General features: G+C 65.6%; 19 protein-coding genes and 1 pseudogene. 5 read left to right on the top strand and 15 right to left on the bottom strand.

The genetic code is table 11. The annotated features are described in order from the left end of the window. Window positions 1-135 precede the first annotated feature (135 nt). Window positions 136-1,065, bottom strand: a complete 930-nt coding sequence (locus NDN16_RS19815; RefSeq protein ID WP_251115184.1) for a hydrogen peroxide-inducible genes activator — start codon at window positions 1,063-1,065, stop codon at window positions 136-138. Window positions 1,066-1,171: 106 nt separating this feature from the next. Here NDN16_RS19815 and katA point away from each other — a divergent pair, with 106 nt between their 5' ends. From katA to NDN16_RS19790, 5 genes are all read left to right on the top strand, one after another. Beyond that, window positions 1,172-2,674: a catalase KatA gene (gene katA, locus NDN16_RS19810; protein WP_251115183.1), complete on the top strand. Its 1,503-nt coding sequence runs from the start codon at window positions 1,172-1,174 to the stop codon at window positions 2,672-2,674. Window positions 2,675-2,795: 121 nt separating this feature from the next. Continuing rightward, window positions 2,796-4,097, top strand: a complete 1,302-nt coding sequence (locus tag NDN16_RS19805; protein WP_251115182.1) for an RsmB/NOP family class I SAM-dependent RNA methyltransferase — start codon at window positions 2,796-2,798, stop codon at window positions 4,095-4,097. Then, on the top strand, window positions 4,097-4,765 hold the full coding sequence (locus tag NDN16_RS19800) for a 5'-methylthioadenosine/S-adenosylhomocysteine nucleosidase (RefSeq protein ID WP_251115181.1): 669 nt from the start codon (window positions 4,097-4,099) through the stop codon (window positions 4,763-4,765). The genes NDN16_RS19805 and NDN16_RS19800 overlap by 1 nt, the downstream gene beginning before the upstream one ends. Before the next feature lie 60 nt (window positions 4,766-4,825). Next, window positions 4,826-6,382, top strand: coding sequence for a glutamine-hydrolyzing GMP synthase (guaA, locus tag NDN16_RS19795; RefSeq protein ID WP_251115180.1), 1,557 nt, complete (start codon window positions 4,826-4,828; stop codon window positions 6,380-6,382). 316 nt (window positions 6,383-6,698) lie between these two features. Then, complete coding sequence (locus NDN16_RS19790; RefSeq protein WP_251115179.1) at window positions 6,699-7,955, top strand: tyrosine-type recombinase/integrase; 1,257 nt, start codon at window positions 6,699-6,701, stop codon at window positions 7,953-7,955. Here the strand turns inward: NDN16_RS19790 and NDN16_RS19785 are convergent. The 14 genes and pseudogenes from NDN16_RS19785 to NDN16_RS19720 all read right to left on the bottom strand — a co-directional run bounded on the left by NDN16_RS19785 (window position 7,945) and on the right by NDN16_RS19720 (window position 20,619). Continuing rightward, a complete protein-coding gene (locus NDN16_RS19785; protein WP_251115178.1) occupies window positions 7,945-8,220 on the bottom strand; it encodes a helix-turn-helix transcriptional regulator in 276 nt (91 codons plus the stop codon). The genes NDN16_RS19790 and NDN16_RS19785 overlap by 11 nt on opposite strands. A 13-nt stretch (window positions 8,221-8,233) precedes the next feature. Continuing rightward, window positions 8,234-8,476: a DUF2274 domain-containing protein gene (locus NDN16_RS19780; protein ID WP_251115177.1), complete on the bottom strand. Its 243-nt coding sequence runs from the start codon at window positions 8,474-8,476 to the stop codon at window positions 8,234-8,236. 2 nt (window positions 8,477-8,478) lie between these two features. After that, window positions 8,479-9,721: pseudogene (locus NDN16_RS19775) on the bottom strand (TrbI/VirB10 family protein). 35 nt (window positions 9,722-9,756) lie between these two features. Beyond that, complete coding sequence (trbG, locus tag NDN16_RS19770; RefSeq protein WP_251115176.1) at window positions 9,757-10,755, bottom strand: P-type conjugative transfer protein TrbG; 999 nt, start codon at window positions 10,753-10,755, stop codon at window positions 9,757-9,759. Next, window positions 10,752-11,441, bottom strand: coding sequence for a conjugal transfer protein TrbF (gene trbF / locus NDN16_RS19765; protein ID WP_251115175.1), 690 nt, complete (start codon window positions 11,439-11,441; stop codon window positions 10,752-10,754). The genes trbG and trbF overlap by 4 nt, the downstream gene beginning before the upstream one ends. Then, window positions 11,438-12,799: a P-type conjugative transfer protein TrbL gene (gene trbL / locus NDN16_RS19760; RefSeq protein ID WP_251115174.1), complete on the bottom strand. Its 1,362-nt coding sequence runs from the start codon at window positions 12,797-12,799 to the stop codon at window positions 11,438-11,440. The genes trbF and trbL overlap by 4 nt, the downstream gene beginning before the upstream one ends. A 4-nt stretch (window positions 12,800-12,803) precedes the next feature. Next, complete coding sequence (trbK-alt, locus tag NDN16_RS19755; RefSeq protein ID WP_251115173.1) at window positions 12,804-13,091, bottom strand: putative entry exclusion protein TrbK-alt; 288 nt, start codon at window positions 13,089-13,091, stop codon at window positions 12,804-12,806. Between the two features lie 13 nt (window positions 13,092-13,104). After that, window positions 13,105-13,875 carry a P-type conjugative transfer protein TrbJ gene (trbJ, locus tag NDN16_RS19750; protein ID WP_251115172.1) on the bottom strand — a complete coding sequence of 257 codons (771 nt, stop codon included), beginning with the start codon at window positions 13,873-13,875 and terminating at the stop codon, window positions 13,105-13,107. Continuing rightward, window positions 13,872-16,418 (bottom strand): conjugal transfer protein TrbE, encoded by a 2,547-nt coding sequence (gene trbE / locus NDN16_RS19745; RefSeq protein WP_251115171.1) that lies wholly within the window; start codon window positions 16,416-16,418, stop codon window positions 13,872-13,874. The genes trbJ and trbE overlap by 4 nt, the downstream gene beginning before the upstream one ends. A 10-nt stretch (window positions 16,419-16,428) precedes the next feature. Further along, window positions 16,429-16,710: a VirB3 family type IV secretion system protein gene (locus tag NDN16_RS19740; protein ID WP_251115170.1), complete on the bottom strand. Its 282-nt coding sequence runs from the start codon at window positions 16,708-16,710 to the stop codon at window positions 16,429-16,431. Next, on the bottom strand, window positions 16,710-17,042 hold the full coding sequence (locus NDN16_RS19735; protein ID WP_251115169.1) for a TrbC/VirB2 family protein: 333 nt from the start codon (window positions 17,040-17,042) through the stop codon (window positions 16,710-16,712). Before NDN16_RS19735 ends, NDN16_RS19740 begins: the two co-directional genes overlap by 1 nt. Continuing rightward, complete coding sequence (trbB, locus tag NDN16_RS19730) at window positions 17,039-18,019, bottom strand: P-type conjugative transfer ATPase TrbB (protein WP_251115168.1); 981 nt, start codon at window positions 18,017-18,019, stop codon at window positions 17,039-17,041. The genes NDN16_RS19735 and trbB overlap by 4 nt, the downstream gene beginning before the upstream one ends. A gap of 151 nt (window positions 18,020-18,170) precedes the next feature. Then, window positions 18,171-18,650 carry a CopG family transcriptional regulator gene (locus NDN16_RS19725; protein WP_435301138.1) on the bottom strand — a complete coding sequence of 160 codons (480 nt, stop codon included), beginning with the start codon at window positions 18,648-18,650 and terminating at the stop codon, window positions 18,171-18,173. Continuing rightward, window positions 18,631-20,619, bottom strand: a complete 1,989-nt coding sequence (locus NDN16_RS19720) for a conjugal transfer protein TraG (protein WP_251115167.1) — start codon at window positions 20,617-20,619, stop codon at window positions 18,631-18,633. Before NDN16_RS19720 ends, NDN16_RS19725 begins: the two co-directional genes overlap by 20 nt. Window positions 20,620-20,923 lie beyond the last annotated feature (304 nt).

Genomic DNA, 20,923 nt, shown 5'->3' with positions numbered 1-20,923 from the left:
CAGGCATCGGAGCGCAATCGGCTAATCGCAATGCGTTAGCTAAACGTGTGTCGCTCGATTCCGCAATCTTAACTCGCGGTTCTCCTGCGTTCGACTGATCCTGAATGGAATATGCTCAATCAAAAGTTATAATCGTCATGCGGATTCGACATGGTGCAGGCTCTTTGCCTGTTCCTCTGCAAGCACGCCTCTGATGCAATCGGCCAAGGCGGCGAAGCCCGACTCCCGTCCGGAAGACGCGCGGTAGGCAAGGGCCAGTCGGCGGATCGGCTGCGGTGCACCGAAGGGCAGGAACTCTATGCCGCCGCTGCGGCCTTCCGCGGCCAGTGCCAGCAGTGGCGCCAGCGTGACGCCGAGTCCGCCGGCCACCATGCGCAGAAGCGTCGCGAGTGAGGTGGCGCCCAGCGATGCCAGGTCGCGGGTTTCCACGATCTTGCACACGGCCAGCGCCTGGTCGCGCATGCAGTGGCCCTCTTCGAGCAGGATCAACCGTTCGTTGACGAGCGCCTGAGGCCGCACAGGTGCTGCGATGCGCGCCGCATCGGCCGTCGGCACCGCCAGATAAAAGGGATCGTCGACCAGTTCGACGACGCGGAAGGAGGGGTCCGTGACCGGAAGCGCCACGAGGGCGCAGTCGAGGCTGCCGGCCGACAGGTCCGCCAGGAGGCGCTCGGTAACGTTTTCCTTCAGGCCGAGATCGAGGCCGGGAAAGCGCGTTGCGGCCTTGGGCAGCAGATCGGGCAGCAGGTACGGCGCAACCGACGCGATGACGCCCAGCCGCAACTGGCCGGTCAGGCCCTCGCGCCGTCCCGCCATGGCTTCGAGGTCCCGGATCTCGCCCATGATCCGCCGTATGCGCTGGCGAACCGCGTCGCCTTCCGGTGTCAGGACCACGCCCGATGGACGACGCTCGAAAAGCCGTGCCGCAAAATCCGCCTCCATCTGCGCGATCTGGCCGGAAAGGGCGGGTTGCGTGATGTTGAGGCGATGGGCCGCGCGCCCGAAATGGAGCGTGTCGGCAAGCGCCTCGAAATAGCGCATCTGGCGTACGGTCAGCATCGTCATCAGATAAACTAATCGACGCGCAGCGTAAATACGATTGGAATTTATCGAAAAAGGATGTTGGAACGTCTCCAGGTTTCGCCTGTTGGACGGCAAGACGGAGATTGACATGACCGATCGCAAGACCCTGACGACGACCGCCGGCTCGCCGGTGCCCGACAACCAGAACACGTGGACGGCCGGTCCTCGCGGCCCGGCGCTCCTGCAGGACTACCAGCTCATCGAGAAGCTGGCCCACCAGAACCGGGAGCGCATTCCGGAACGGGTCGTTCACGCCAAGGGCTGGGGCGCCTTCGGTACGCTGACGATCACCGGCGACATCTCGCGCTACACCAAGGCCAAGGTCTTGCAGCCGGGTGCCGAGACGCCGATGCTGGCACGCTTCTCCACCGTTGCCGGCGAAATGGGCGCCGCCGACGCCGAGCGCGACGTGCGCGGCTTCGCCCTGAAGTTCTATACCGAGGACGGAAACTGGGATCTCGTCGGCAACAACACGCCTGTCTTCTTCGTGCGTGACGCCTACAAGTTCCCGGATTTCATCCACACGCAGAAGCGCCATCCCAAGACCAACATGCGTTCGCCGACCGCCATGTGGGACTTCTGGTCGCTTTCGCCCGAGAGCCTGCACCAGGTAACGATCCTCATGTCCGACCGCGGGCTGCCCGTGGCGCCGCAGTTCATGAACGGCTACGGCTCGCACACCTTCTCGCTGTGGAACGACGCGGGCGAGCGTTACTGGGTGAAGTTCCACTTCAAGACCCAGCAGGGCCACAAGCACTTCACCAACGAAGAAGCCGACCAGGTCATCGGGCGTACGCGCGAAAGCTACCAGGAAGCGCTGTTCGGCGGCATCGAAAAGGGCGAGTTCCCGCGCTGGACGCTGCAGGTGCAGATCATGCCCGAGGCGGATGCCGAGAAGACGCCCTACAACCCGTTCGACCTGACGAAGGTCTGGCCGCATGCGGACTATCCGCCGATCGATATCGGCGTCATGGAACTGAACCGCAACGCGGAAAACTACTTCGCCGAGATCGAGAACGCCGCCTTCTCGCCGTCGAACATCGTGCCGGGCATCGCCTATTCGCCCGACAAGATGCTGCAGGCGCGCGTCTTCTCCTACGCCGACGCGCATCGCCACCGCCTCGGCACGCATTACGAGACCATCCCGGTCAACCAGCCGCGCTGCCCGGTGCATCACTACCATCGCGATGGCCAGATGAACGTCTTCGGCGGCATCAAGACCGGCAATCCGGATGCCTATTACGAGCCGAACTCGGTCAACGGCCCGTTCGAGGACAAGTCGGCACAGGAGCCGCCCCTGCGTATCTCGGGTGATGCCTCGCGTTACGACCACCGCGAAGGCAACGACGATTTCGGCCAGCCGCGCGCCCTGTTCAACCTGTTCGACGATGGCGAGAAGGCGCGCCTCTTCGCCAATATCGCGGCGGCGATGGGCGGTATCCCGGAAGAGATCGCCGAGCGGCAGATCGCCCTGTTCGACAAGGTCCATCCGGATTACGGGGCCGGAGTTCGCAAGGCCCGCGCCGAACTCGCGGGCCGCGAGCCTGCAATCTCGGTGACGCCGAACACGCCGCAGCAGGCCGCCGAGTAACCACCGCGAGCCGACATTCCGAAGGGGGCTGCCTGGCGACGGGCGGCCCCTTTTTCGATGGGCTTGCCGATGCCGGGTGCCTTCGGTACCAAACGGCAGGAACGACTTCAGGATCTTGTCCATGCGCCTTGGCGGAAGAATCGCGGCCGCGATCGAAATCATCGAAGACATGGATTCGCGCCGACGCCCTGTGGCCGATGCGCTGAAGGACTGGGGCCTTTCGCATCGCTTTGCCGGCTCCGGCGACAGGGCGGCCATCGGCAATATCGTCTACGACGTGCTGCGACGCCGCCGTTCTCTGGGCTGGCGCATGGGCGACGATACACCCCGCGCACTGGCGTTCGCGGCAGTGGTGGATGCCGGCCTGCCTGCGCAGGATCTTTCGGTAGCGCTCGCAGGCGACAGGTTCGCGCCGCAGATGCCGGCTTCCGACGGTTTCGTCCGCCTGACACAGGCGCCGCTTTCCGATGCGCCGGATGCCGTGGCGGCCGATGTGCCGGATTGGCTGGCCGTGCCCCTTGCGCGCTCGCTCGGCGACGAGTGGGTGGCCGAGGCGCGCGCCATGGGCGATCGCCCCCCGCTGGACATGCGCGTCAACACGCTGCGCGCCAACCGGGACGAGGTACTCGAAAAGCTCCGCGGGTTCGGCGCCGTGCCGACGCCGTACGCGCCGCAGGGCTTGCGGATACCGCCGATCCAGGGGGACGGCCGCCACCCCAACGTGCAGGTTGAGGAAGCCTTCCAGACCGGCCTGTTCGAAATCCAGGACGAAGGGTCGCAGATCGCGGCCTTGCTGGCCGGGGCGCGGCCCGGCATTTCGGTGCTCGATTACTGCGCCGGCGCCGGCGGCAAGACGCTGGCGCTGGCGGCCGACATGGCCGGCGAGGGGGCCGTCCACGCCTACGACGCGGACCGCCAGCGGCTGGCCCCCATCTGGGAACGGCTCCGGCGCGCCGGCGCCGAGGCGATCACCGTTCATGCGCCGCGCGACGATCTTTCGTCGCTTGCGGGGTCTATGGATCTCGTCCTGGTTGATGCGCCATGTACCGGGTCGGGCACCTGGCGGCGCCGCCCGGATGCCCGGTGGCGGCTGACGGAGCAGCAGCTTCACCGCCGCATGGCCGAGCAGGACAAGGTTCTGTCGGCGGCGGCGCAATATGTCAGGCCCGGCGGGCATCTGGCCTACGTGACCTGCTCCGTCCTGGAAGAGGAGAACGGCGCGCGCGTCGCCCGCTTCGTCGACACGCATCCTCAATTCCGCGTCGAGGATGCGTCGACCCTATGGCAGACGGCGATACCGCAGCCGGGCGCACCATACATTCCGGTCGATGTCGCGGGCGGCCGGGCGATGACGATGACGCCGCATCGCACGGGTACGGACGGGTTCTTCTTCGCCCGGCTGACCCGGGTTGGAGCTGCATGATGAGCCAGGCGCGGATCGCATCGCTGGGTGGGGTACCGACCTTGTTCGTCATGGCGGCGATGCCGGAATACGGGCCGCAGCTGCGAAAGCGCATCCAGCCGGCCATCGTCGGCGTCGGCCCCGTGGAGGCCGCGCTCGAGACCGGGTTGGCGCTCAGGCTGGCGCAGGAAGCCGGCGCCATGCCGGGCCTCGTGGTATGCCTGGGCTCCGCCGGCTCGCGTACCCTGCCGCAGGGCGAGATCTACCAGGCGTCCAGCGTCTCGTGGCGCGACATGGACGCCTCGCCGCTCGGCTTCGACAAGGGGCAGACACCGTTTACGGACCATCTCGTCGAAACGCCGCTGGAGACGCCGCTGCCCGCAGTCCCGTCCGCGCGCCTGTCGACCGGCTCGGACGTGGTGACCGGGTCGCGCTATCTGGCGATCGACGCCGACATGGTCGATATGGAAAGCTTCGCCGTCATGCGCGCCTGCCAGCGCTTCGGCGTGCCGATGGTGGCCCTGCGCGGCATATCGGACGGCGCCGCGGACCTGCGGCGCTACGAAGACTGGACGCGTCTGCTGGATGCCCTCGACGAGCGTCTGGCGATCGCCGTCGATACGCTGGAGGTCGTGCTTGCCGGCGGCTGGCGTCCGGCTCCGATCTTGGCGAACGAGAACGAGGGCTGACAAGCCGATAAGGGCGAAAAAGGCCCTTGCCTTTTGGGCGACTTTATCTAGAAGTTCGCCATGACCCAGCACCCCGACACTATCCTCATCATCGACTTCGGCTCGCAGGTGACGCAGCTCATCGCGCGACGCGTCCGCGAGGCGGGCGTCTACTCCGAGATCGTACCGTTCCAGTCTGCGGCGGAAGGCTTCGCGCGGTTGAAGCCGAAGGGCGTGATCCTGTCCGGCTCCCCGGCTTCGACGACCGAGCAGGATTCTCCGCGCGCCCCGCAGGAGATCTTCGACGCGGGCCTGCCGGTTCTCGGCATCTGCTACGGCCAGCAGACCATGTGCGCCCAGCTCGGCGGACGGATCGAGGGCGGTCTGCATCGGGAGTTCGGCCGCGCCTTCGTCGAAGTGCAGAAGAATTCGCCGCTGTTCGAGGGCGTGTGGGCCGAAGGCACGCGGCATCAGGTCTGGATGAGCCATGGCGACAGGGTTACCGCGCTGCCCGAAGGCTTCGAGATCGTCGGAGTTTCGCCCGGCGCGCCCTTTGCCGCCATTGCGGATGAGAGGCGGCGCTTCTATGGCGTGCAGTTTCACCCGGAGGTGGTGCACACGCCGGATGGCGCACGGCTGATTTCCAATTTCGTGCACCGGATCGTCGGCCTGAAGGGCGACTGGACAATGGCCGCCTTCCGCGAGCAGGCGGTTGCGGAAATCCGCGAGAAGGTCGGCGGCGGGCGGGTGATCTGCGGATTGTCAGGCGGCGTCGACTCTTCGGTTGCGGCGATCCTGATCCATGAAGCCATAGGCGACCAGCTGACCTGCATCTTCGTCGATCACGGCTTGATGCGCCTGAACGAGGCGCAGGAAGTGGTCACGATGTTCCGCGACCATTACAACATCCCGCTGGTGCACGTCGAAGCTCAGGATCTGTTCCTCGACGCGCTGGAGGGCGAACTCGACCCGGAGATCAAGCGCAAGACGATCGGCCGTCTTTTCATCGAGACCTTCGAGGCGGAAGCCGCCAAGATCGGCGGCGCCGACTTCCTGGCGCAAGGCACGCTTTATCCCGACGTGATCGAGAGCGTGTCCTTTACCGGCGGCCCTTCGGTGACCATCAAGTCGCATCACAATGTGGGCGGTCTTCCCGAACGCATGAACATGAAGCTGGTGGAACCGCTGCGCGAGCTGTTCAAGGACGAGGTTCGGGCCCTCGGGCGGGAGCTTGGCCTGCCGGAGCAATTCGTCGGGCGGCACCCTTTCCCTGGACCGGGGCTTGCGATCCGCTGCCCGGGCGGCGTCACGCGGGAGAAGCTGGATATCCTGCGTCAGGCCGACGCGATCTACCTGGACGAGATCCGCAAGGCTGGCCTCTACGATGCCATCTGGCAGGCCTTCGCTGTGCTTCTGCCGGTGCAGACGGTGGGCGTGATGGGTGACGGGCGGACATACGAGTTCGTCTGCGCCCTGCGCGCGGTGACGTCGGTGGACGGCATGACGGCGGATTTCTACCCGTACGACATGGAATTCCTCGGCAATGCGGCAACCCGCATCATCAACGAGGTCCGCGGCATCAACCGCGTCGTCTACGACGTGACCTCGAAGCCCCCTGGCACGATCGAGTGGGAATGATTCAGGCCTATCCAAACGCCGCCGATAGCCCTCCAGAGCCCTCTATAACACTCTGAAATCAAACGATAATTTAATCTCTGTCTATCGTCGTCTATCGCAGGGCAAGCCTCGCGATAGACGGACTTTTCGACGGCATCCCCGAACTTGCTCAATCGACTTTTTGAAAGTACCGTCAGGGGAATGGAAGCCGCTGACGGACTTTTTTTGACCATAAGTCATTGAATTTCATGAAAGAAATTTCTGCGAAGGGGTCAAAATTGGGCTGACGGACTTTTTGGGCGGATTCCTCCTTTTCGGGTCAATTTCGGAGGGAAGAATGCTCACGGATGCAGCCATTAAGGCATTGAAACCACGAGACAAAAAATACAAGGTGACGGACCGTGACGGTATGTACCTTCTGGTCTCTCCGACTGGAGCGATGACCTTCCGGTACGACTACCGTTTGAACGGACGGCGGGAAACGGTAATCATCGGCAAGTATGGTCCCGCCGGTGCCTCGCTCGCTCGTGCTCGGGAGAAGCTGATCGAGGCCAAACTGATGCTCCAGGATGGCATCTCACCGGCCCACGAAAAGCGGCGGGACAAACGCCGTATCAAGGAAGCAAAGAGCTTTGGCGAGCTTGGCGAACGCTGGCTGCAAGAGGCGCGGATGGCGGACAGCACCCGCGCGATGCGCCGCTCGATCTTTGAGCGTGACATACTGCCTACGTTTCGCAGGCGGCTCCTGACGGAAATCACACCGGATGATCTGCGTTCACTGTGCGAGAAGGTGAAGGCACGGGGAGCCCCGGCCACAGCCGTCCACGTCCGCGATATTGTGAAGCTCGTCTACGCCTTCGCGATCCTGCACGGGGAAAAGGTGGCCAACCCGGCCGATGAGGTTGGGCCTGCCTCCATCACAACGTTCGTTCCCAGAGACCGCTCTCTGTCGCCTGCCGAAATCCGGGTCATGCTCGGCCAGCTTGAGCATGTGCCCACGCTGCCGACGATCCGGCTCGGCATGAAGCTGTTCCTGCTCACCATGGTCAGGAAGAGTGAGCTACAGGACGCGACCTGGGATGAGGTCGATTTCGAGAACGCCGTCTGGTCGATCCCGAAGGAGCGGATGAAGCGATCCAAGGCGCACAACGTCTATCTTGCGCAGCAAGCAATCGACATCCTCATTGCGCTCAAGACCTGCGCCGGCAACTCCAAATATCTGCTGCCATCGCGCTACGATGCGGATGCGCCGATGTCGCGCGCGACGTTCAACCGCATTACCACGGCCGTCGTGGTCCGGGCGAAGAAGGAGGGTTTGCCGCTCGAACCGTTCACGGTCCACGATCTGCGCCGGACAGGCTCAACCCTGTTGAACGAGTTGGGCTTCAATAGCGACTGGATCGAAAAGTGCCTGGCGCATGAGGACGGACGTTCGTCGCGCGGCATCTACAACAAAGCCGAATACGAGCACCAGCGCCGCCACATGATGCAGGAGTGGGCGAACCTCGTGGATGCCTGGGTTGCCGGCCAGAAATACGTCCCGACGCTGTATCCGCCGTCCATGGACCTTCTGCGCTCTGAACCTACTGTTTGACGGGTCGGAATTTCCTGAGCTTCACGTCGGGAGACGGCGCGCGCTTGATGGCTTTCTCTCTGGAGGCTTGGCGACGTTCCTCAAGCCATGCCTCCACTTCGGCAAGGTCCCAAACTACGCAACGAGCCGTCAAATAGAACCGTTGAGGAAATTCCCCCCGTTGCTCCATGTCGTAGATGGTGGTGTCAGCAAGGGGAACCAACTCGCGAAGCTGGTGCCTGCGAATGGTCCGTTTCGTCAGCGCAGATAGCGAATGATCTGTCATAATACCTCCGTGCTCATGTCCTCGCCGACGACGCTCTGTCGGTCGAGCGCCGTGCCTTCGCAAACCCCCGATCCGTGGCGATGAACCGCTCCAGCATGGGCACGATCAGCTTGATGGGATCGGCGACGGGCTGGTCGGTCTCGCGGGCCAGCACCTCGGCATAGGCGGTCAGATCGCGGTGGAGCGACGCGGGCAGCTCCACCGTGACTTTCATTGGCTTGTCGTCGGGGATCGCGCCAAGTTTCAGTTTAGTCATGGTCAACCTCCTGCTGGCTCGAATATGAGGTCGCGGGTCACGATGACCCTGACCGGGAAGCCCGGCCTGATGGTCAGCGTGGGCGCGACCTGCAACTGGCGCTGGATGATCTGCTGACCGGCCTGATTGATGGTGTCCTGCGCCCCGTCGCGGATGGCGCGAATAAGCCGGTCCTCGTCGCTGGTCGCCAGCTCCGTGCCGACCGCGAGCAGCGTGGACAGTCCGGCGGCCTTCATCAAATCCCACCAGTGATAATCGACGCCATCCTCAAGACCGGCATAGCCGGAAGCATCCGCGCCCGGCAGGCGTTCGAGGACGATGGAGCGTCCGCCCGGCAAGATCAGACGATTCCACACCAGCAACACGCGGCGCTGGCCGAACTGCACGCCACTGTCATACTGGCCGATGATGCGCGTGCCCTGCGGGATCAGGAGCAAGCTGCCGGTCGGGCTGTCATAGACGTTCTCTGTGACCTGGGCGGTGATCTGGCCAGGCAGATCGGAACGAATGCCGGTTATCAACGCAGCGGGGATGACGGCTCCGGCCTGAAGGATGTAAGGCGAGGGTGGCGGCATGACGCGATCCGCCGAGACGGTCTGCCGGTCCACCGGCCCGTTAAGGAACGCCGTTTGCCGATCCTGTGTCGCCGTCTGGCCTCCAAGGTCGAGACCGGCAAGGCCGGGCATGGTCGCGCCGGGGACGGCTCCTGCGCTCGGACCTGTCTGGAAGAACACGTTGCTCAGGCGTGCGGCTTCTTCCTCGGCGCGGCGACGTTCTTCCTCGGGATCGACGGCGGGCGTCGCCATGACCGGCGGCGCAACCGGCTGCCCCCGNGCCGGGGACGGCTCCTGCGCTCGGACCTGTCTGGAAGAACACGTTGCTCAGGCGTGCGGCTTCTTCCTCGGCGCGGCGACGTTCTTCCTCGGGATCGACGGCGGGCGTCGCCATGACCGGCGGCGCAACCGGCTGCCCCCGGTTCTGCGCGTCGAGGATCGGACGGCCGAGGTCGCCGGGCAGCGCCGGCCCTAGGACCGGGCCGGTATAGTCACGCGGCAGGCCGGACAAGCCGTCCGCCGTGGGGCGGTTCTCGGTCGAATAGAGTTCGCCGCCGCCCGGTCCCACGTCGCGGGTCTGGAGGGCGTAGATCAGAGCGCCGCCGATGCCGAGCAAGGCGACAGCGCCGACGCCGGCGAGCATCTTGCGGGACAGGCGGGTGACGCGCGGCGGCTCGGCGCGCAGCCGCATCGGAGCTGTGGTATTCGTGCTGGTGACGGTTTCCGTCATGACGACGGCCCTCCTGTGCTTGCCCCGATGACCTGCGGGGCCACCGCCTGCGTCTGCTCGACGCGCACGATCCTGACGACCTGCTGGCGGTCGCCGCCGCCAAGGCGCAGCTCGGCCGCGCCGAACAGGCGGTCCACGATCAGGACGTTCTGGTGGATGCGGGAATTGACGATCTGCGGTTCGCCATCGGAGCCGAGCACGAAGATCGGCGGCATTTCGCCCTGCACGATGCCGGCCGGGAAGACGACATAGACGCGGCGGCCGTCGTCGAAGACGGAAATGGGCCGCCATGGCGGACTGTCGCCGGTCAGGCCGTAACGGTAGTTGCGCGCGGCCTCGGCCGGGATGACCGGCGCGGCCGGAACGGTCTGGCGCTGGCCTGCCGGCGGCGCGGGATAGGCCCAGGCGACGGCGGGCATGTAGAGCGCATCGCGGGCGCGCAGCTCGATCATGTAGATGCGGCGGTCGGTGGAGATGACGAGGTTGGTCGAGATGTCCGGCCGGGTCGGCTTCACCAGCACATGCACGCGCCGGGTCGTGCCGCTGCCGCTTTCGGTATCGCCGATGATCCAGCGGGCGGTGTCGCCGGCCGCAATCGGTCCCGCGCCGGTCAGGCCCTCGCCCGGTTCCAGCGCAATGGTGGTGATCTGACCGACTGCGGCATAGACCTGATAGAGCGCGCCTTCGCTCCAGGGGTAAATCTGGATGGCGTTGTAGTAGCCCTCGCGGCGTGGCTCGACGCGGGCGGCCGCATTGGCGTTCTCGACGCGGGCGGCCGGCGTGCTCGCTGCGGTGCCGCCGCGCGCCACGGTCCATGCCGGCGGAACATGCAATGGCCGGGGCATGTCGTTGGTGACGGCCGCCTGCACGGTCGGCAGCGGTGGCACGCTATCGTCATAGCTCCATTGCTGGGTGCGATTGGTGGCGCATCCGGCCAGCATGGTCGCCGAAAGCAACATGGCAGCAATCGCGGGCGTGCGGGTGATCGTCCTCATTGGCTCATCTCCCGCGACCACGAAATTGCGTTCACATAGATGCCCAGCGGATTGGCGCGCAGGCGCTCGGCGTCGCGCGGGGTCTGGAGCACGGTGGTCAGGATCGCGGTCCATCGCTCGGTCGTGGCGAGTTGGCCATTCTCGTAGTGCCGTTCGGTCCATGCCACCCTGAACGAGTCGGGCGAGGCTCGAATGACGCTGGAGACCTCAACGGCGATCTGCTGGCGGCCGACGCGGGTGAACGGGTCGTTGGCCCGCGCATAGTCGTTGAGCGCCGCCGCGCCGCGATCCGTGGTGAACTCGTAGGCTCTCAACCAATTCTGGCGGACGATGATGGCGTCTGCCGGGATCGCGCGGACCTGCTCGATGAAGCGGCCGAGATGCCATGCGATCTGCGGGTCGGTCGGGCGATAGTCGGCAACGGCCGGGGCGACGGTCTGCGCCTGGCCGAGATCATCGACCTGAACAACCCACGGCACGACGGTCCCGCGTGCGGACTGCCAGACCAGCGCCGAGGCGAAGCCGGCCGAGAGGAACAGGGAACCGAAGGCCATCAGCCGCCAGTTCCTCGCCTGCACGCGGGCCGAGCCGATGCGCTCGTCCCATGCCTGCGCGGCCTTCTGATAGGGCGTCTCGGGTTGTGGGGTCTTGCCGTAGTGGGCTGCTGGTCGTTTGAAGATGCTCATGAGCGGTCGCTTTCGGAAAGATTGACGGAAGAGCCGCCGCCATGGCTATCGCCGGAGCGCACGGCATGGGCGGCCATGGTGGTGCCGTGGTTGAGCGCCTGCGAGCGCTGCATCCGCTGCGCCCAGGCTGGCGGCGTGTTGGTTTGGGGAGACGGCGATGCGGCTGCCGACGCGCTATCGCCGCCGCCGACCGTGCCGCCGGTCGCGCCGAAGCCGGCGCGTGCGCCTTCGGTGAAGCTGGATTTGACGGAATCACTGGCCCGCGCGGCGGTGCGTTTGAGCGGCGAGACGGCGGCGGAGCCTGCGGCACGGGCGACGCCGCCAAGGCCGGAGGCGACGCCTGTCGCGCCAGACTGGCCGAGCGCGCCGACGCTGTAGGCGGCGGTCGCCGCGCCTGCGGTGGCAGCACCTCCGCGAACGGCCGCGGCCCCGCCGGACAGGGCGGCGGCACCGCCTCTTGCAGCCAGCATCGCCCCGCCCCCTGCCGCCGCGCCGCCAGCCAGCACCATGCCGCCTGCGGCAAGGCCGGTTCCCACGGCCGCGCCCGCACCGAGCTGCGGGCCACCGGAGACGATGCCGTTGGCGATACCGGGACCGAAGATGCCGAGGCCGAGCAGCGACAGCGCGGCCAGAACGATGGCCATCGCGTCGTCGATGCTCGGTGTCTGGCCGCCGAAGCCGGCCGTGAACTGAGAGAACAGTGTCGAGCCGATGCCGATAATGACGGCCAGCACCAGAACCTTGATGCCGCTGGAAATCACGTTGCCCAAGACCTTTTCGGCCATGAAGGCGGTCTTGCCGAACAGGCCGAAGGGGATCAGCACGAAGCCGGCGAGCGTCACCAATTTGAACTCGATCAGCGTCACGAAAAGCTGGATGGCGAGGATGAAGAAGGCGAGCACCACGAGCGCCCAGGCGAACAACAGGCAGGCGATCTGAATGAAGTTCTCGAAGAACGCGATCCAGCCCATCAGGTCGGAGATGGAATCGAGCAGCGGCCGGCCGGCGTCGAGGCCGGTTTGCGCCACGCGACCGGGCCGCATCAGATCGGTGACGGAAAAGCCAGTGCCCGACGCCATGAGTCCGAGTCCGGCGAAGCTCTCGAAGACGATGCGGGCGAGGTTCTGCCAATTGCTGATGATGTAGGCGAACACCCCGACGAACAGGGTCTTCTTCACCAGCCGGGCGATGATGTCGTCATCCGCCCCCCAGCTCCAGAACAGGGCAGCCAGCGTCACGTCGATGACGATGAGCGTCGTGGCGATGAACGCCACCTCTCCGCCGAGCAAGCCAAACCCGGAGTCGATATATTGGGTGAAGACCCCGAGGAAATTGTCGATGACGCCCGTGTTCCCCATGTGCCTACCGCCTTTCGCTGGACTGCGGCGCGGCGGGCGACGGCGTGGGACGCAAGAAGCGGTCGCGGGATTCAGCCCAGGCGGCGAGGCAGTCGGCGTCGCTGGCGGCCGCCTCGCCGAGCCGCTGGCAGCGGCGCAGGGTTTCGCGCAGCGGATCGGCCGGCGGCTGGAAGGTCGGCGCAGCGGGCGGCGCGGACGGTTCGTCCTTCCGCGCCATGTCGATGGCGGTCGCCGTGACGGCGATGGCGATGAACACCACGGCCCCGAGCCGGGCCAGCATCTTGCCGTCCATGGCGAGCCTCCCGTCAGTTGTTGCCGTTGAACATCTGCGCATTGCCCGGCTGGTAGCCGGTACCCGGCGTCAGGAACCGCTCGCGCTGGATGCGGCCCTGTTCGGCGGCGGTCGCGCGCTCGGCCTCGGTCAGCGCGCCCGCCCGACCGTTGGCGGCGAGCAAGGCGATCAGGTCGGAAAGCTGCTGCGACTGGAGGGCGAGAAGCTGGTTGCCCGCCTGCGTGGCTTGCAGCGCGCCGGTGGCGTTCTGGCTCTGCCCGACAAGCTCCGACATCTGCGTGCGGTTGGTGTCGATGTTGCCGACGACGCCGGCCTGCACGCGCATGGCGTCCTGCAAGCCGCCGACCGTGTTCTGCCAGCGCGCGCGGGCATCGGCGACGAGCTGCTGGTCGGTGGCCGAGAGCGAGACATTGCCGTATTGCTGCTGGAACGCCTGGTCGATCCGCTGCACGTCGAAAGCGATGTTCTGTGCCTGTCCCAAAAGCTGCTGCGTGCGGCTCACGTTCTGCTGGAGCTGCTGAAGCGACGAGAACGGCAGGCTCGCCAGATTGCGGGCCTGATTCATCAACATGGTCGCCTCGTTCTGGAGGCTTTGAATCTGGTTGTTGATCTGCTCCAGGGAGCGGGCGGCGGTGAGCACGTTCTGCGCGTAGTTGGACGGGTCATAGACGATCCGGCCGAAAAGCTGGGCGTGTGCCGGTGCCGCCGCCATCGGCGAAAGCGCGACGGGTACGGAAAGCACCAATGCGAGGGCCGAAGCCCGAGCGATCTTGGAATAGGTCATGGAAGGATCTCCTGCGTGGGGTGGGTATCGAGCCGGGCCGGCGCGGCGGATTCCGGTCGGTCGGCGAGGTTGGTGAGGTCGGGGATCAGGTCGGCCGCCCAATCGACGCCGCGCTCGCGCAGCCAGGCAGCGAGGAAGCCGGCGCGGCCGTGTTCGGCGACGATCTGCGCAATGAGCGTCTGGTCGGACTTGGCTGATGCGGCGCAGAGCGCGAGGCCGACTTCGGACAGGCCAAGCTCGAACAGGCGATTTCCGCGCCGCGACTGGCAGTAATAGTCGCGCTTGGGCGTGGCCCTTGCGAGGATTTCTATCTGGCGGTCATTGAGGCCGAAGCGGCGATAGATGGCTGTAATCTGCGGCTCGATGGCGCGCTCGTTCGGCAGCAAGAGCCGCGTCGGGCAGCTCTCGATGATGGCGGGCGCGATGTTGCTCCCATCAATGTCGGACAGGCTTTGCGTGGCGAAGATGACGCTGGCGTTTTTCTTGCGGAGCGTTTTCAGCCATTCGCGGAGCTGGCCGGCGAAACCCTCGTCGTCCAGCGCAAGCCAGCCCTCGTCGATGATGAGCAGCGTCGGCCGCCCGTCGAGCCGGTCGCCGATGCGATGGAACAGATAGGCGAGCACGGCCGGGGCCGCGCCGGTTCCGACAAGGCCCTCGATCTCGAACGCCTGCACGTCCGCCGATCCCAAATGCTCCGTCTCGGCGTCGAGCAGCCGGCCATAGGCACCGCCGACGCAGAACGGGCGTAGCGCCTGTTTCAGATCATTGGATTGCAGCAGGACCGCAAGGCCGGTGATGGTGCGTTCCTCGACCGGCGCGGACGCCAGCGAGGTCAGCGCCGTCCAAAGATGCTCCTTCACCTCCGGCGTGATCGACAGCCCCTCGCGCATGAGGATGGCGGCGATCCAGTCTCCGGCCCATGCCCGTTCATAGGTGTCGTGGACACGGGCGAGCGGTTGCAGCGCGACGCCATCGTAGAGGGGATCGAGCGCGGCCAACGCCCGGTCGATGGCATCGGTCTCGTCCACTGGCGGCGCGGCGGCGCTGTTGCCGCCGAGATCGTGCCAGTCCCCGCCCATGGCAAGTGTAGCGGCCCGGATCGAGCCACCGAAATCGAACGCGAACACCTGCGATTCCGCATAGCGGCGGAACTGCAAGGCCATGAGGGCGAGCAGCACGGATTTACCCGCGCCCGTGGGGCCGACGACAAGGGTGTGGCCCACATCGCCGACATGGAGACTTAGCCGGAACGGGGTTGAGCCTTCGGTCTTTCCAAAGAGCAAAGGGGGTGCACCGAAATGCTCGTCTCGTTCCGGCCCCGCCCACACCGCCGATAGCGGGATCACGTGGGCGAGATTCAACGTGCTGATGGGTGGCTGCCGCACGTTTGCGTAGGCATGGCCGGGCAGGCTGCCGAGCCATGCGTCAACCGCGTTGACGGTCTCGGCCATGGCGGTGAAGTCGCGGCCCTGAACGATCTTCTCGACCAGGCGCAATTTCTCGTCGGCTATGCGCGGGTCGGCATCCCATACCGTCACTGTGGCGGTGACGTAGGCCATGCCCGCCAAGTCCGCGCCGAGTTCCTGCAACGCCATGTCGGCGTCGAGCGCCTTGTTCGCGGCGTCGGTGTCCACAAGCGCGGACGCCTCGTTGGTCATCACCTCTTTCAGGATCGCCGCGATGCTCTTGCGCTTGGCGAACCATTGCCGCCTGATCTTCGTCAGCAGCCGGGTCGCATCGGTCTTGTCGAGCAGGATCGCGCGCGTGCTCCACCGATACGGAAACGGCAGCCGGTTCATCTCGTCCAAAAGGCCAGGCGTGGTCGCGGTGGGGAAGCCGACGATGGTCAGCACGCGGAGGTGCTGGCCGCCCAGGCGCGGCTCCAGACCGCCGGTCAACGGCTGGTCGGCGAGCAGCGCGTCCAAGTGCATCGGCACCTCAGGCACGCGCACGCGATGCCGGTTCGTGGAGATGGTGGAATGCAGGTAGGTCAGCGTCTCGCCGTCATCGAGCCAGCGGCATTCGGGCATGAAGCCGTCGAGCAGCGCCAGCACGCGGTCTGTGCGGTCGGCAAAGCCGCGCAGGGCTTCCCAAGGATCGACGCCGGCTTGCTCGCGACCCTCGTAGAGCCAGGATTCCGCGCGGGCGGCTTCCTCGGCCGGCGGCAGATAGAGGAAGGTCAGGAAGTAGCCGGACACGAAATGCGTCCCGGCTTCCTCGAATGCTGCCTTCCGTTCGGCGTCCAGCAACGCAGATGCTGCGTCGGGAAAGATGCTGTCGGGATAGGTCGCGGCCTCGGAGCGCTGCGCCTCGACGAAGATGCTCCAGCCCGATCCGAGGCGGCGCACGGCATTGTTGATCCGGCCGGCGACGGCGACCAGCTCGGCGGCGACGGCAGAATCCAGATCGGGACCGCGAAACTTCGCTGTCCTCTGAAAACTCCCGTCCTTGTTCAAGACGACGCCGGAGCCGACCAGTGCGGCCCATGGCAGATAGTCGGCGAGCCGGGTGGCGGTGCGGCGATATTCTGTAAGGTTCATCATGGCCGCGCCCTCACACCGCCAGATGGCCGGGGATGCGCAGATGTCGCCGCCCGACTTCCACGAAAAGCGGATCGCGCTTGGCCGCCCAGACGGCCGCGAAATGGCCGATGGCCCATATGGCGAGGCCGACCAGCCAGAGGCGCAGGCCGAGGCCCACGGCCCCGGCCAGCGTGCCGTTCATGATGGCGATGGAGCGTGGAGCGCCGCCGAGCAGGATATGCTCGGTCAGCGCCCTGTGGACCGGGATCGTGAAGCCCGGCACCGTGTCCAGTTGCTCGAACGCGCCCGCCATCAAACGAGCGCCCCGCCGCCAAAGCTGAAGAAGCTCAAGAAGAACGAGCTGGCGGCGAACGCAATCGACAGACCGAACACGATCTGAATCAATCTCCTGAACCCGCCGCTCGTATCGCCGAAGGCGAGCGTCAGGCCGGTGACGATGATGATGATGACGGCCACCACTTTGGCGACCGGCCCCTCAATGGACTGGAGGATGCTTTGGAGAGGGGCTTCCCACGGCATCGACGAGCCGGACGCATGGGCGGCCGGGGCGAGGAACAGGCTGACGTAGGTGACGGCGGCGGCCGTCGCGATATGGCGACGGATACGCAGGGCGTGATGGATCATTGGGAATCTCCTTCGGTGCTGGTTGCGGGGTTGATGCGGTAGTCGCCGTCCGGCCCCAGCCCTTCGACGCGGGCGAGTTCGGCCAGCCGACGCGCGGAACCGCGCCCGGCGAGGACGGCAACAAGGTCGATGGTTTCGCCGATCAGCGCCTTGGGGACCGTGACGACGGCCTCCTGAATGAGCTGTTCGAGGCGGCGCAGCGCGCCGATGCCGGAACCGGCATGGATGGTGCCGACCCCGCCCGGATGGCCGGTGCCCCAAAGTTTGAGCAGGTCGAGGGCTTCCGGGCCGCGCACCTCGCCGACGAGAATGCGGTCGGGCCGGAAGCGCATGGACGACCGCGCCAGTTCAGTGAGGTCGGCCACACCGTCCTTGGTGCGCATGGGCACCTTATTTTCCGAGCGGCATTGCAGCTCGCGCGTGTCCTCGATGATGACGACGCGATCCGCGCTGTTTGCGATCTCCGACAGAAGCGCGTTGACGAGCGTGGTCTTGCCGGTGGACGTGCCGCCCGCGACAAGCACGTTGGCGCGCGAGGCGACTGCTTCGCGCAACGCCGTTGCCTGATCGGCGGACATGATGCCGGCGGCCACATAGTCGTCCAGCGTAAACACCGCGACGGCGGGTTTGCGGATGGCGAAAGCGGGTCCGGCGACAATCGGGGGAAGCAAGGCTTCAAAGCGCTCGCCGGTCTCGGGAAGCTCGGCCGAGACGCGCGGGCTGCGCGGATGAACCTCCGCGCCGACATGGTGCGCGACCAGCCGAACGATGCGTTCGCCATCGGCCGGCGACATGATCTCGCCCGTGTCGGCCAGCCCTTCGGAAAGTCGATCTATCCATATACGGCCATCGGGATTCAGCATCACCTCGACGACGGCGGGGTCTTCCAGAAAGCGCGCGATGGCGGGGCCGAGTGCGGTGCGCAACATGCGCGCGCCGCGCTGGATCGCTTCCGGTCTGTTGTGTGTGGCGGTCATCGTGGCCCCGTTTCCTCACGGGGCGCGACAGATGGTCCCCGCAATGGGGTCGATTAAGAAAGCCCGAAATCGGGCTGGTTCAACAACTATCTAAGCGAATGCGGTGATCGGCGGCTATCGACGGCAAATAGGATGGGTTGAATACTGCCGCTCAATCCTCCGGGACTTCCGATGACCCGGAATCGGCAGGTTGTGATTCGATGTCGCGCGACAGCTCTTTCAGGAATCTGTCTCCGGTCGCCAGACGCTTGCCGAGCATTTGCATGAAGCCCTCGAACCGTTCCACGCCTTTGGCGCGCGCAGCAGCCTGCGCGCTCTCCGGCAGCGTCGGCGTGGACGAAAGCCATATGCGGATGAACAGCGAGACGGTCTCGCCGAGCACGGCGAGATCTTCGTCGAGCGTATCGATCTGGCGGCCGAGCTTGTCGAGCCGCCGTGACATGGCCGCCTCCAGCCGATCCGACGTGTCGCCGGACAGGAAGGATGCGACAGCGGCCTCCACGATCTTGGATTGAGCGACATTGCGGCGCAGGGCCAGCGTCCTCACCTCGCCAAGCAGTTCGGGGGCCAGATAGACATTGATGCGGGTGCGGTTGGTCAAAGGCACGTCCTCATAGTTCGATACCGTCATCGGGATTCATGGAGACCTGCCGCGCCACCATCCGCATCCGCTGGCGCAGCGCGCGGGCCTTGGCGGGGTCAACGTCCGGCTCGTCGTCCAGCAAATCGAACTCCTGTTCGGACGGGGGTGGCTGCGCGACGATTTCCTCATGCTCGGGCAATTCCGGCTCGCGGCGGATGCCGGCATTGGCGGGATCGCCTTCGGTCCCGCTGGCCGTGGCCGGAGCCGCCGCATTCGTCGCCGCGACGATGCGGTTCGACCAATCGTCGGAAGATAGGTTTGCTATGGCGGGACTGGCCGCCGGGTCGGGCGGGGTCAGGATGCGTTCCATGAACCGCGCATCCTCGAAATAGCGTGCCTTGGCCGCCCGGATGGGCGGCGTGCCCGCGACCATGACGATTTCGTCGCTGGGCGGAAGCTGCATGACTTCGCCGGGTGTGAGCAGCGCCCGCGCCGTCTCCTGACGCGAGACCATGAGATGCCCCAGCCAGGGCGCGAGCCGATGCCCGGCATAGTTGGTGGAATCGCGCATCTCGGTCGCGGTGCCGAGCGCGTCGCTGATCCGCTTCGCGGTCCTCTCGTCGTTCGCCGCAAAGGCGACGCGGACATGGCAATTGTCCAACACGCTATTGTTGACGCTGTAAGCCTTCTCGATCTGATTTAGGCTCTGCGCGATCAGGAAGGATTTGATCCCGTAGCCGGCCATGAAGGCGAGTGCTGATTCAAAGAAGTCGAGTCTGCCGAGCGCGGGAAACTCGTCCAGCATCAACAGAAGCCGATGCCGCTTGCCGGACGTATGCAATTCCTCCGTCAATCGCCTGCCGATCTGATTGAGGATCAGGCGGATGAGCGGTTTCGTTCTGTTGATGTCGCTGGGTGGCACGACGAGGTAGAGACTGACCGGCTCCTTGCTGCCGACGAGATCGGCAATGCGCCAGTCGCACCGCGCCGTTACCCGCGCCACGACAGGATCGCGATAGAGGCCGAGAAAGGACATGGCGGTGGAGAGCACGCCCGACCGTTCATTCTCGGACTTGTTCAACAGCTCGCGCGCCGACGACGCGATGACCGGATGAACGCCCGCGTCGCCCAGGTGCGGCGTGTCCATCATCGCACGCAAGGTCGCCTCGACCGGGCGGCGGGGATCGGACAGGAAGTTTGCGACGCCCGCCAAGGTCTTGTCGGCCTCTGCATAGAGAACATGCAGGATTGCGCCTACCAGAAGGCTGTGGCTCGTCTTTTCCCAATGGTTGCGCTTGTCGAGGCTGCCTTCGGGATCGACCAGAATATCCGCGACGTTCTGCACGTCGCGGACTTCCCATTCGCCCCGCCGCACCTCCAGCAACGGGTTGTAGGCCGACGATCTGGCGTTGGTCGGATCGAACAACAACACCCGGCCATGCTTCGCGCGGAAGCCCGCTGTCAGCGTCCAATTTTCCCCCTTTATGTCGTGGACGATGCAGCTTCCCGGCCACGTCAATAAGGTGGGGACCACCAAGCCGACGCCTTTGCCGCTTCTGGTCGGCGCGAAGCAAAGAACGTGTTCCGGCCCGTCATGGCGTAGATAGTCGCGCTCGTATCGGCCGAGCACGACGCCATCCGGGCCGAGCAGCCCTGCGGCGCGGATTTCCCGATCCTCGGCCCATCGCGCCGAGCCATAGGTTGCGACGTTGCGCGCTTCCCGCGCCCGGATGATCGACATGAGAATGGCGGCGGCGACAGCCATGAGGCCGCCCGATGCCGCGATGACGCCGCCCTCGACGAAGATCGAGGGTGCATAGGCGTCGAAGGCATACCACCACCAGAACAGCGCGGGCGGATAATAGATCGGCCAGCCGGCCAGCTCGAACCATGGGTTGCCAAGCTGCGGCTGAAACCCGAGCCGCCATGCCGTCCATTGCGTCGCCGCCCAGGTCATCACCAGAACGATGGTGAAGACCACGGCGATCTGACCCCAAAGGATTCGGCCTCCGCGCATACGGGCTCCAGTCGGCAAAAGAGACGGAGCCGATCAGAGAGTAGGCAAATCCGGGACAGGCAACAGAAAAGAGAGGGCGGGAGGGCTGCCGGATACTATCGGCGGTAAATAGGAGGGGTTGTGTTCGTGCGCTCGCCTGCGCCGTAGCCTCGCCGATGTGGCCGGAGCGAATCGCCCCAAGGCTCAATGGCCAGGGCTCGACCGCTCCATCTCGCTGGCGAGGGCGAGGATGTTCCTGAGCGCGGCGCTGCGGTTGTGGGGCGACCACATGGCCGAGAAGGCGATCGGTTCGGGTTCGTCCGTG

The sequence above is a fragment of the Aureimonas altamirensis genome, assembly GCF_023702225.1.
In the GTDB taxonomy this organism is placed as follows: domain Bacteria; phylum Pseudomonadota; class Alphaproteobacteria; order Rhizobiales; family Rhizobiaceae; genus Aureimonas; species Aureimonas altamirensis_B.
Note: the sequence above shows the minus strand (reverse complement) of the source record. Positions and strands in the feature narration are given on the sequence as shown.

Excerpts from the sequence above, each read along its gene's own strand:
- NDN16_RS19815 (WP_251115184.1), bottom strand. The coding sequence starts at position 1,065 with ATGACGATGCTGACCGTACGCCAGATGCGCTATTTCGAGGCGCTTGCC.
- katA (WP_251115183.1), top strand. The coding sequence starts at position 1,172 with ATGACCGATCGCAAGACCCTGACGACGACCGCCGGCTCGCCGGTGCCC.
- NDN16_RS19805 (WP_251115182.1), top strand. The coding sequence starts at position 2,796 with ATGCGCCTTGGCGGAAGAATCGCGGCCGCGATCGAAATCATCGAAGAC.
- NDN16_RS19800 (WP_251115181.1), top strand. The coding sequence starts at position 4,097 with ATGAGCCAGGCGCGGATCGCATCGCTGGGTGGGGTACCGACCTTGTTC.
- guaA (WP_251115180.1), top strand. The coding sequence starts at position 4,826 with ATGACCCAGCACCCCGACACTATCCTCATCATCGACTTCGGCTCGCAG.
- NDN16_RS19790 (WP_251115179.1), top strand. The coding sequence starts at position 6,699 with ATGCTCACGGATGCAGCCATTAAGGCATTGAAACCACGAGACAAAAAA.
- NDN16_RS19785 (WP_251115178.1), bottom strand. The coding sequence starts at position 8,220 with ATGACAGATCATTCGCTATCTGCGCTGACGAAACGGACCATTCGCAGG.
- NDN16_RS19780 (WP_251115177.1), bottom strand. The coding sequence starts at position 8,476 with ATGACTAAACTGAAACTTGGCGCGATCCCCGACGACAAGCCAATGAAA.
- trbG (WP_251115176.1), bottom strand. The coding sequence starts at position 10,755 with ATGAGGACGATCACCCGCACGCCCGCGATTGCTGCCATGTTGCTTTCG.
- trbF (WP_251115175.1), bottom strand. The coding sequence starts at position 11,441 with ATGAGCATCTTCAAACGACCAGCAGCCCACTACGGCAAGACCCCACAA.
- trbL (WP_251115174.1), bottom strand. The coding sequence starts at position 12,799 with ATGGGGAACACGGGCGTCATCGACAATTTCCTCGGGGTCTTCACCCAA.
- trbK-alt (WP_251115173.1), bottom strand. The coding sequence starts at position 13,091 with ATGGACGGCAAGATGCTGGCCCGGCTCGGGGCCGTGGTGTTCATCGCC.
- trbJ (WP_251115172.1), bottom strand. The coding sequence starts at position 13,875 with ATGACCTATTCCAAGATCGCTCGGGCTTCGGCCCTCGCATTGGTGCTT.
- trbE (WP_251115171.1), bottom strand. The coding sequence starts at position 16,418 with ATGATGAACCTTACAGAATATCGCCGCACCGCCACCCGGCTCGCCGAC.
- NDN16_RS19740 (WP_251115170.1), bottom strand. The coding sequence starts at position 16,710 with ATGGCGGGCGCGTTCGAGCAACTGGACACGGTGCCGGGCTTCACGATC.
- NDN16_RS19735 (WP_251115169.1), bottom strand. The coding sequence starts at position 17,042 with ATGATCCATCACGCCCTGCGTATCCGTCGCCATATCGCGACGGCCGCC.
- trbB (WP_251115168.1), bottom strand. The coding sequence starts at position 18,019 with ATGACCGCCACACACAACAGACCGGAAGCGATCCAGCGCGGCGCGCGC.
- NDN16_RS19725 (WP_435301138.1), bottom strand. The coding sequence starts at position 18,650 with ATGACGGTATCGAACTATGAGGACGTGCCTTTGACCAACCGCACCCGC.
- NDN16_RS19720 (WP_251115167.1), bottom strand. The coding sequence starts at position 20,619 with ATGCGCGGAGGCCGAATCCTTTGGGGTCAGATCGCCGTGGTCTTCACC.